Annotated in this window: 6 protein-coding genes and 2 pseudogenes; 4 read left to right on the top strand and 4 right to left on the bottom strand. The window is 62.6% G+C overall.

All coding sequences use genetic code 11. The features are described from left to right. Positions 1-154 precede the first annotated feature (154 nt). The 3 genes and pseudogenes from G8767_RS36150 to G8767_RS34590 form a co-directional block, all read right to left on the bottom strand. Positions 155-298, bottom strand: a pseudogene (locus G8767_RS36150) (cyclase); the annotation flags it as partial. Between the two features lie 104 nt (positions 299-402). After that, positions 403-1,377, bottom strand: coding sequence for a helix-turn-helix domain-containing protein (locus G8767_RS34595; RefSeq protein WP_042926410.1), 975 nt, complete (start codon positions 1,375-1,377; stop codon positions 403-405). Positions 1,378-1,587: 210 nt separating this feature from the next. Continuing rightward, positions 1,588-2,781 (bottom strand): alcohol dehydrogenase catalytic domain-containing protein, encoded by a 1,194-nt coding sequence (locus tag G8767_RS34590; RefSeq protein WP_003943355.1) that lies wholly within the window; start codon positions 2,779-2,781, stop codon positions 1,588-1,590. 202 nt (positions 2,782-2,983) lie between these two features. Between G8767_RS34590 and G8767_RS34585 the strand changes: the two genes are divergently transcribed. From G8767_RS34585 to G8767_RS34580, 3 genes and pseudogenes are all read left to right on the top strand, one after another. Continuing rightward, complete coding sequence (locus tag G8767_RS34585) at positions 2,984-5,665, top strand: excinuclease ABC subunit UvrA (RefSeq protein WP_051649789.1); 2,682 nt, start codon at positions 2,984-2,986, stop codon at positions 5,663-5,665. A gap of 140 nt (positions 5,666-5,805) precedes the next feature. Beyond that, positions 5,806-6,081: pseudogene (locus G8767_RS36145) on the top strand (Na+/H+ antiporter NhaA); the annotation flags it as partial. A gap of 80 nt (positions 6,082-6,161) precedes the next feature. Next, the gene (locus G8767_RS34580; protein ID WP_240952996.1) at positions 6,162-7,580 is read left to right on the top strand and encodes a Na+/H+ antiporter NhaA; all 1,419 of its coding nucleotides are present in this window, start codon (positions 6,162-6,164) and stop codon (positions 7,578-7,580) included. A 219-nt stretch (positions 7,581-7,799) separates the two neighbouring features. On the opposite strand, the gene G8767_RS34575 is transcribed toward G8767_RS34580, so the two are convergent. Further along, positions 7,800-8,081 carry a hypothetical protein gene (locus tag G8767_RS34575; RefSeq protein ID WP_037130808.1) on the bottom strand — a complete coding sequence of 94 codons (282 nt, stop codon included), beginning with the start codon at positions 8,079-8,081 and terminating at the stop codon, positions 7,800-7,802. Between the two features lie 169 nt (positions 8,082-8,250). On the opposite strand from G8767_RS34575, the gene G8767_RS34570 reads away from it, so the two are divergent. Further along, complete coding sequence (locus G8767_RS34570) at positions 8,251-8,469, top strand: hypothetical protein (RefSeq protein ID WP_128638081.1); 219 nt, start codon at positions 8,251-8,253, stop codon at positions 8,467-8,469. The last annotated feature ends 645 nt before the right edge of the window (positions 8,470-9,114 follow it).

The following is a 9,114-nucleotide window of genomic DNA, read 5'->3' as shown; positions in this document are numbered from 1 at the left end:
GCCGCAGCTTCCGCGGAGGGCTCGGCCCTCTTCTTCGTAACATTCTCCAGTGTCGTCATCTCGGCACCTCCTCGCCGAGCATTCACTCAGCGTCTCGGGCCAAAACACCGATTACGAAACAGTCCCGAAGTGTACAGCCCACCAGGACTGCGAGGCCTGCGTCCGATTTCCACGCGATGCGTTCGTCCGGGTGCTGTTCGGTGATGGTGGCGTCGAATTCTCGTGTTTGTCCGGCTATTTCGAGGATCCACTGTGTGTGCACATCGTCGGTTTGTCGAATTTCCCGTACTCCGGACATTTCTGGCCACCTGTCGTATGCGGGCCATGATTCGCCCGAGCCGGTCGTTGTTGACCCGTCCGGCGGCCTCGTTGAGCTGTAGAGCGGATATGTGCAGTGCGTTGTCAATCGAGGCGTTCTCGGTGTTCGTTGGGTGTCATGCCGGTGGTGTCGCGGAACGCTCGGTAGAAGGTGCGGGGGTCGGAGAATCCTGTTTGTCGAGCGATGAGGGAGACGGGCCGGGAAGGGTATTTTCGTAGTAGGTGCTGGGCGGACTGGATGCGCGCTGCGCGGAGATATCCCATGACTGTGTGGTCGGTTCCCTGGAACAGGCGGTAGAGGCTGCGGCGGGAGAGTCGCATCGTGGTGGCGATGCGTTCGGCGTCGAGGTCGGGGTCTGCAAGGTGGGCATGGATGTAGGCCAGAACCTGATCTCGTCGTAGGAAGGCGGGTATTTCGGCGGCAGAGCGAACCGGTGTGACGAGACTCAGTAGTGATGTGGCCAGTGAAGAGGCGTGAGTCTCGAGCTGTGCGGCGCCGTGGGGATCGCTGTCTTGGTGTTGGGCCAGTTGGGTGAAAAAGGCTGCGACGGCGGACATCGCTCCTGCACAGCTCATGGTCGTGGCCAGGATGTCTGTGGTCCGGTCGATGCCGGCGAGCGCGAAGGCTCGATCGGCGGGCACCTTGACGATGACCTGTTCGTAGGGTGCATCGGCTCGGAAAGCGAAGGGCAGGGAACTGTCGTAGATGACCATGGATCCTGGCGGGACTACTGCAGTGTGTCCGGCCTGTTCGATGACGCAACTTCCGCGCGTCTGGAATGTGGCGAACAGATACTCGTCCTGTTCCCGCCCTTGGGCGATTCGGCTGCGATTGCGGTGTGTCTGCTCGGCGGTGGCTCGTTTCGTGGACAGAGTGAAGTTCGTGTATCGGCCGAGACGGACATCGCCGTAGAAGTCGGGGTCGGCGGGGTCGGTGCTGACGTCGACGTAGGCATGGCGCCGGGCCTCTCGCCAGTAGTCGATGACACCGTCGTCCGGCGCCCGCGAGGTCGACAACGTTTCGAAGTGTGGCAATGAGGGCTCGTCTGCATCAGCCATGGCCGGATCACCTGCCTTTCGGATACCACTGAGTTTACTGAGCCGCGCGGGAAAGTCCTGCGGGTCGGGGAGAGAGCGAGCCGGCCCTGTGTCCGCCAGTCGGGGGGCGATCACAGGGCCGGAAATCTACGCGTGCTGCAAAACGCTCAGGCCGTGAGCATTCCGTGCTGTATTGTGCTCAGACCGTGAGCTTTCCGTGCTGGATCGTGCTCAGGCTGGAATCATTCCGTGTGGGTCGATGATGAACTTGCTCGATGACCCCTGATCGAAGGTCTCGTAGGCGGCGGGTGCTTCGTCGAGGCCGATGACCTTGGTGTTGAGCATTGCGCTCAGATACGGCATGCGGTCCCACAGGATCGACATCATCAACTCGCGGTTGTAATGCATGATCGGTGCCTGCCCCGCGGACAGGCGCGGTGACTTGATCCAGGCCTTGCCGAATTCGAGCGGGAAGATGCCTTCCTGTTCGGCCTTTGTCGGTGCCAGAGGGTCGGGGCCGTAGACGCCGATGACGCCGGTGGCGCCGCCGGCACGGGTGGCTTCGAGGACGTCGTTGATGGCACCTGCCGGCTGAGGCTGATTGGACTCCGAGCCGATGCCGTGTGCTTCGGAGCCGACATAGTCGACGCCACAATCGACTTCGCGCTCACCGAGGATGGCCTCGATCTGGTCGGGCAAGGGGATGTCCTGGCTCAGGTCGATGGTCTCGCAGCCGTTGTTCTTGACCAGGTCGAGTCGGTCCTGATAGTAGTCGCCGACGATGATGCAGGATGCGCCGAGAAGGCGTGCTGCTGCTGCGCCGCAGCGTCCGACCGGCCCGGCGCCGGCGATGTACACCGTTGAACCTGGTTTGGCCCCTGCCTCGATGAGTCCGTGAAAGGCGGTGGGAAGGATGTCCGAGAGCAGGGCAAGATCGAGGATCTTGTCCATGGCCTGGTCCTTGTCCGGGAAACGGAGGAGTTGGAAGTCCGCGTACGGGACGAACAGGTATTCGGCTTGTCCGCCCACCCAGTCGCCGAGATTGAAACCGTATGCGCCGCAGGAGACTGCAGGATTGACGGTTTCACAGACATCTGTGCGGCGAGCTTTACAGTTGCGGCATCGTCCACAGGCGACGTTGAAGGGGACCGAGACGAGATCGCCTTCTTTGAGGAACTCCACGTCGGAGCCGACCTCGATGATCTCTCCGGTCATCTCGTGGCCCATGACCATACCCTGGGGGACGGGGAAGGACCCTCGGTAAATGTGCAGGTCGCTGCCGCAAATGTTGGTAGCGACGATTTTCAGGATGACGCCGTGGGGCGCTTTTCGTCCGTTCGGCATCTCCAGCTTGGGGAAGTCGAGTTTCTCGACCTTCATGGTGCCGGGGCTCTCGAACACCACTGCGCGGTTGCTGTCTGCCATGCTGTCGCTCCTAACCTGGGGGATCCCTGCACGCTGCGATTCGGGACCCGGTTGTGGTGGCGTGGCCACCGGGGGACCTTTCGAACGTATGCGCACGTGGCGATACGTGTCAGTGACCTTGCGTGTCAACTGAGTGACGATGTGTGCCAGGAGTGCTGTGGGGTCTGCCGCAAGGCTCCCTTCCTTCGTTATGGTCACCGGCATGACAAACCGTTCCGAACATCTCGCCGAGGCCGATGATCGCTGGAGGCAGGGTGTCGTGGTGCGGGGAGCTCGGCAGAACAATCTCGCCGACGTCGATCTCGATGTTCCTCGAGACCGTCTGGTGGTGTTCACCGGTGTGTCCGGCTCGGGGAAATCCTCGCTGGCGTTCGGGACACTGTTCGCGGAATCGCAGCGGCGCTATCTGGAGTCGGTGGCACCGTATGCCCGTCGGCTGATCGACCAGGTCGGTGTACCCGATGTCGACGTCGTCGAGGGACTGCCACCGGCGGTTGCACTGCAGCAGCACCGAGGCATCGGTAATGCTCGATCGAATGTCGCCAGCGTGACGACATTGGGCAGTCTCGTGCGGATGCTCTATTCCCGTGCCGGGTCTTACCCAGATGACCAACCGATGCTCTACGCGGAGGACTTCTCGCCGAACACCGTGCAGGGCGCATGTCCGACCTGCCATGGCATCGGGCGCGTCTACGAGGTCGATGTCGACAAGATGGTCCCCGATCCCACACTCAGCATCCGGGAGCGCGCGATCGCTTCGTGGCCGCCGGGCTGGCCGGGTGGCAACCTTCGCGACATCCTGGTGTCACTGGGATACGACGTCGACTCTCCGTGGAAGAAGCTGCCGAAGAAACATCGCGACTGGATCCTGTTCACCGAGGACCGCCCCACCGTTCCTGTGTACTCGGGATTTACCCCGGCACAGACTCGGCGAGCGATCAAAGCCGGAACCGAACCCAGTTACGAGGGCAATTTCGTCGGCGCCCGGCGGTTCGTGCTCGATACCTTCGCGAACACCAAGAGCTCTATCGTCAAGAAGCGGGTCTCTGAGTTCGTCACCAGCGAGGTATGCCCGATGTGCCAGGGCAAGCGGGTCAAGGCGGAGGCGCTCTCGGTCACCTTCGAGGGCCTGGATATCGCCGAGTTCGCGTCCTTGCCCCTGGCACGACTGGCAGAGATCGCGCGCACTGTTGTGTCCAGCGACTGGCTACCCGAGGCGGCAGGAGAAGCTCTCGACGAAACCCGACGAGCCGAGGCCACGCGACGACGTGTCGCATCGGGAGGATCGGCGCACACCGCCGCTCCCGACGTGCGACGCACCCCGAACGTGTCAGCGGAAAAACAGGTGGCGGCGCGGCGCCTGCTCGACGACCTCCTCGAAAGAATCCAACCCATCATCGACCTCGGGCTGGGATATCTGTCACTGGACCGGACGACGCCCACACTCTCCGGCGGAGAGCTGCAACGACTGCGCCTGGCGACGCAGCTGTCCTCGAAGCTGTTCGGCGTCGCCTACATCCTCGACGAACCTTCGGCGGGACTGCACCCCGGCGACTTGACGGCGCTGCTGAGAATTCTGCACGGACTTCGTGAGCGAGGAAACAGCGTCCTCGTCGTCGAGCACTCCCTACCCGTCATCCGAGAAGCGGACTGGCTGGTCGATATCGGTCCCGGTGCCGGCGAGAACGGTGGACGCGTGCTCTACAGTGGAACACCCGCCGGGCTGGCCGACGTACCGGACTCGGTCACCGCACGCTATCTCTTCGACACGTCGGAGCAGGTGCGCCGCCAGCGGCGTACCCCCCGCGGGTGGCTTCGCGTCGAAGGCGTCGAGCGCAACAGTCTCCGCGACCTCACCGTGTCTTTCCCTCTCGGGGTCTTGACCGCGGTCACCGGAGTCTCCGGTTCGGGGAAATCGAGCCTCGTCAGCCAGGCTCTACCAGCGTTGATCAACGCTGAACTGGGCCGGCCCGCCGCGCCCGATGCCAACGTCGAACCGCGCGACGACACCGATCTGCTGCTCACCGGAGATCAGGGCGCGGTCCGCGGCCGCATCGAGGGCACCTTGGGAGGGCTCCGTCGGGTGGTCGCCATCGATCAGCGCCCTATCGGGCGCACACCCCGATCCAATGTTGCAACCTACACCGGCATGTTCGACCACATCCGCAAGCTGTTCGCCGCAACACCTGCGGCCAAGAAACGGAACTACAAACCGGGGCGGTTCTCCTTCAATGTCGCCGGTGGCCGCTGTCCGACCTGCGAAGGTGAAGGCTTCGTGATGGTCGAGCTGCTTTTCCTGCCCAGCGTCTACAGTCCGTGCCCGGACTGCAACGGCACTCGTTACACGCAGAGCACACTCGAAATCACCTGGCGGGACCGCAACATCGCCGACGTTCTCGCGATGAGCATCGACGAAGCCCACGCCTTCTTCACCAGTGAGAACGACGTTCTTCGCTCGCTCACCGTCCTACGCGAGGTCGGGTTGGGTTACCTGCGACTCGGACAACCCGCCACCGAGCTGTCCGGCGGCGAAGCTCAGCGTGTCAAGCTGGCATCCGAACTCCAGCGTGCTCAACGCGGCGACACGCTCTACATCCTCGACGAGCCCACTGCTGGGCTCCACCCGTCCGACAGCGACAGACTGCTCGCTCACGCGCAGGGGCTCGTCGACGCCGACAACACCGTCGTCATGGTCGAACTCGACATGCGCGTCGTCGCCCAGGCCGACCACGTCATCGACCTCGGACCGGGAGCGGGCGCCGACGGCGGACGTATCGTCGCCACCGGTTCCCCCGAGCAGGTAGCTGCCACTGCCGACAGTGCGACTGCCCCCTATCTACGAGCGGCGCTGGAAAACACAGGCGCCGGCACCACACAACACTGACCTGACCGCGCACCACCGCCTGGACTGAACGGCGATAAGGATCAACTAGCGATGGCACGACAGGCACCGAAACCCCAAGGCCTGCGTAATCAGCTCTCCAACTCTCTCCGGCCTCTCTCCGGCGTGAGTCCGGCTCCGCGGTGCTGCTGCTGGTGGTAACCGTGACCGCCCTGCTGTGGGCAAATTCGTCGGCTTCGGGTGCGTACTTCGACCTCTGGCATCAAGGCGCCGGATTCGAACTCGGCCCGGTGGCGTTGCACATGAGCCTTCACCATTGGATCAACGACGGGTTGATGGTCGTCTTCTTCTTTCTGATCGGGCTCGAGGTACGCCAAGAGTTCGCCCACGGGTCATTACGTGATCGAACCCGCACTCGTATCGCCGTGATCGCCGGAGTCGCGGGGGTGTGTCTACCCGCCGTCATCTACGCCGTGATCGTCGGCAGCGGAGACAGCCTGCAGGGTTGGGGGTGGTCGTCGGCACCGATACCGCCTTCATGCTCGGGGCCTTGGCGCTCCTCGGGCCCGCACGATCAGGCCAACTGCGAGTGTTTCTCCTTACCGTCACGGTGGTCGACGACTTCCTCGCGGTGTCCATCATCGGATTCGTATACAGCGAAAACATTCGCCTGATTCCACTGCTCGTTTCCCTGGCATGCCTGACAGCATTGTGGCTACTCGGGCGGGCGCGACAGTGGCGAGCCGCGCCATACATTCTCGTGGTGATCGTGCTGTGGTTCAGCACGATCGAGTCGGGTGTTCATCCCTCGCTTGCCGGAATGGTCGCCGGCCTTCTGATTCCCGCGTACCCGACACAGCGGCACAAGGTGGAGGCGGCTCGAGAACTGTTTCGTGACTTCTGGCAGTCTCCGAGCGCCGCGTCAGGTCGTGCAGTATCACGTGGACTGGCCAAAGGCACAGCCGTCAACGAGCGGATACACGAATACCTCCGGGTACCCACCGCGCTGATCGTGGTACCGATCTTCGCTCTCGCCAACGCCGGCGTCGACCTGCGTGGCGGACTGCTCATTGAAGCGTTCAGTGCCCGTGTGACCTGGGGAGTTGTGCTTGGCCTGGTTCTCGGCAAGCTCCTCGGCATCGGAGCAGCCACATACATCGCTGTCCGATTCGGAGCGGGCCGATTACCGCAGGGGGTCGGCATGGGCAGTGTGATGGGCGGATCTGCGCTATCGGGGATGGGATTCACCGTATCGCTGCTGATCATAGGTTTGGCTTTCGGCACATCTCCCGAACTGGCCGGGCAGGCGACCGTCGGCGTGCTCGTCGCCATGGTGCTGGCTGCAGTACTGGGTGCGTTGATCTTCCGCGTGGCAGCGACCAAGCTGGGTGAGGCCGAAGCCGATCTCCCCATCGTGCTGGAACCTCACGTAGATCCCGAGATCGACCACATTCGTGGACCCGAAGACGCCCAGCTGACCCTTGTAGAGTTCGTCGACTTCGAATGTGGATTCTGCGCACATGCCACCGGAGGATGGGACGACCTGCACGTCCACTTCGGCGACGATCTGCGCTACGTGGTCCGTCACCTACCGCTGGTGGACATCCATCCACACGCACTGGTTGCCGCACATGCAGCAGAGGCCGCCGCACGGCAGCACATGTTCTGGGAATGGCTGGACTTCGTGTTCACCCGCCAGAACGCGCTCGCGCGAACCGATCTCATCGGCTATGCAGCCGAGATAGGACTCGACGTCGACCAGTTCGTCGCGGACCTCGACAGCGACGCGGTCGCCGAGCGCGTACAACGTGACATTTCCAGTGCCCAGTCCAGTGGTGCCCGAGAAACACCGACCTTTTTCGTCGAAGGCTGCCGAATAATCGGAAGCTATGACGCGCGCACCCTCACCAAAGAACTCGAGCACAGCCGCCGAGGCGCTCGCACGTCCCTGCAGTAGACGCCGGAGAGTATCGCCCTCAACGGCACCGTCCTCAACGCCCGACGACTTCGCTCGGATTCCCGATGTGATCGAGACGCTGATCGCGCGAATCAGCCGTCTTCCCCAAACCGTCACCTGCCGCACGTGGTCAGAGAACGCCGACGAAGACGAGCCAGTGGACTGCCGCACGGAATGCGGCAGCGAAGGGCGGGCCGACGAACAGCTCCAAATCCAACATCAACGACGGGGATTCATCGGCAGTGCCCACCGGGCCGGCACGGAGCGTTGTCTCGGACCGCAGACACGCACATCCTCCGGCATGAGCCCGGAAGACACACGCGACCAGATCAGCAGAAAGTTCATCGTTGATGTCTCCTCGCCGTTCCGTGCTCGTCGGAATGCGTGGCGCCGGGACTCGAGCTCGTCCTGAACGAGTGCCAACCGGATTTCGTCGCATCGAGTCCGATCCTTCTGCTCAGCGAGCCGGGCAGCTTCCTCGACCAGCTCGGAATCCGTCATTCCTCGCCTGACATCCTTCACCGCAAAACCTCTCGAATAGTTCGTTTCGGTGTGGATACCCAATTACCTGGCGATCAACAGACTCCGACCGGCAGCCCGCGACGTCGGATGGTCGCTAGGTGATCTCAGTGTCGACGCCGTCCAGGTTGCTGCAACTTCGCCTATTTAGATGGCGGAACTATCCTCGCGGCGTCCTACGGCTCGCGATCAAACCAGTCATCGACGTGCCGCAGTGATCGCTGCGGCACCCCGCGGTGCCGCCATGGCCTTCTCCGAGCACTACGACACCATGCCTCAACAGACCTACACGTGGTCGAGTTCGATCAAACCCGAAGCATCACAGCAAAACCCGAACTCGGCCAAGTTGCGCACCTTCTTGGAGTCCTGAGATCGGTCACCAGCTCATGAATAGCCGCACCGTCCCACACATGGCAGCAGAGGAGAAGGACTGAGACTGTGAGCACCATCGGATACACCGGTGTCTTAGAACAAACCCCGAACTGCAGCAGTACGCACTCCGCCAAGCCGGAGCGATCTGTATCTTCACCGACTGCGAATCCGGCTCGAAAACGCAGCGACCCCAGCTCGCCGAACGCCTGAGCTACCTACGCGGGAATGGCGGTGTCGTCCTCGTGGTCTGAACTCGACAGGCTCGGACGATCCGTTTGTCGCCTCATCGGCACGTCCACATTCTTTGCGAACACTGCTCCGTATTCCGTTCTTTCGCAGAAGGATTCGGCACAACCACCGGCGGGGTCGTGAATTCTTCTCCCGCATCATGGCCGCTCTCGCCCAAAGGTGGGCACCACATGATCGTCGAATGCGCTCACGCCGGCCTCGAAGCCGTCCGGCGCCAAAGCCGACACGGTGCCCGCCCAACCGTCATGACACCCGAACGTACCGAACGGGGACTGTTTCGTAATCGGTGTTTTGGCCCGAGACGCTGAGTGAATGCTCGGCGAGGAGGTGCCGAGATGACGACACTGGAGAATGTTACGAAGAAGAGGGCCGAGCCCTCCGCGGAAGCTGCGGC

The sequence above is a fragment of the Rhodococcus sp. IC4_135 genome, assembly GCF_011602025.1.
Taxonomy (GTDB): Bacteria; Actinomycetota; Actinomycetes; order Mycobacteriales; family Mycobacteriaceae; genus Rhodococcus_F; species Rhodococcus_F baikonurensis.
Note: the sequence above shows the minus strand (reverse complement) of the source record. Positions and strands in the feature narration are given on the sequence as shown.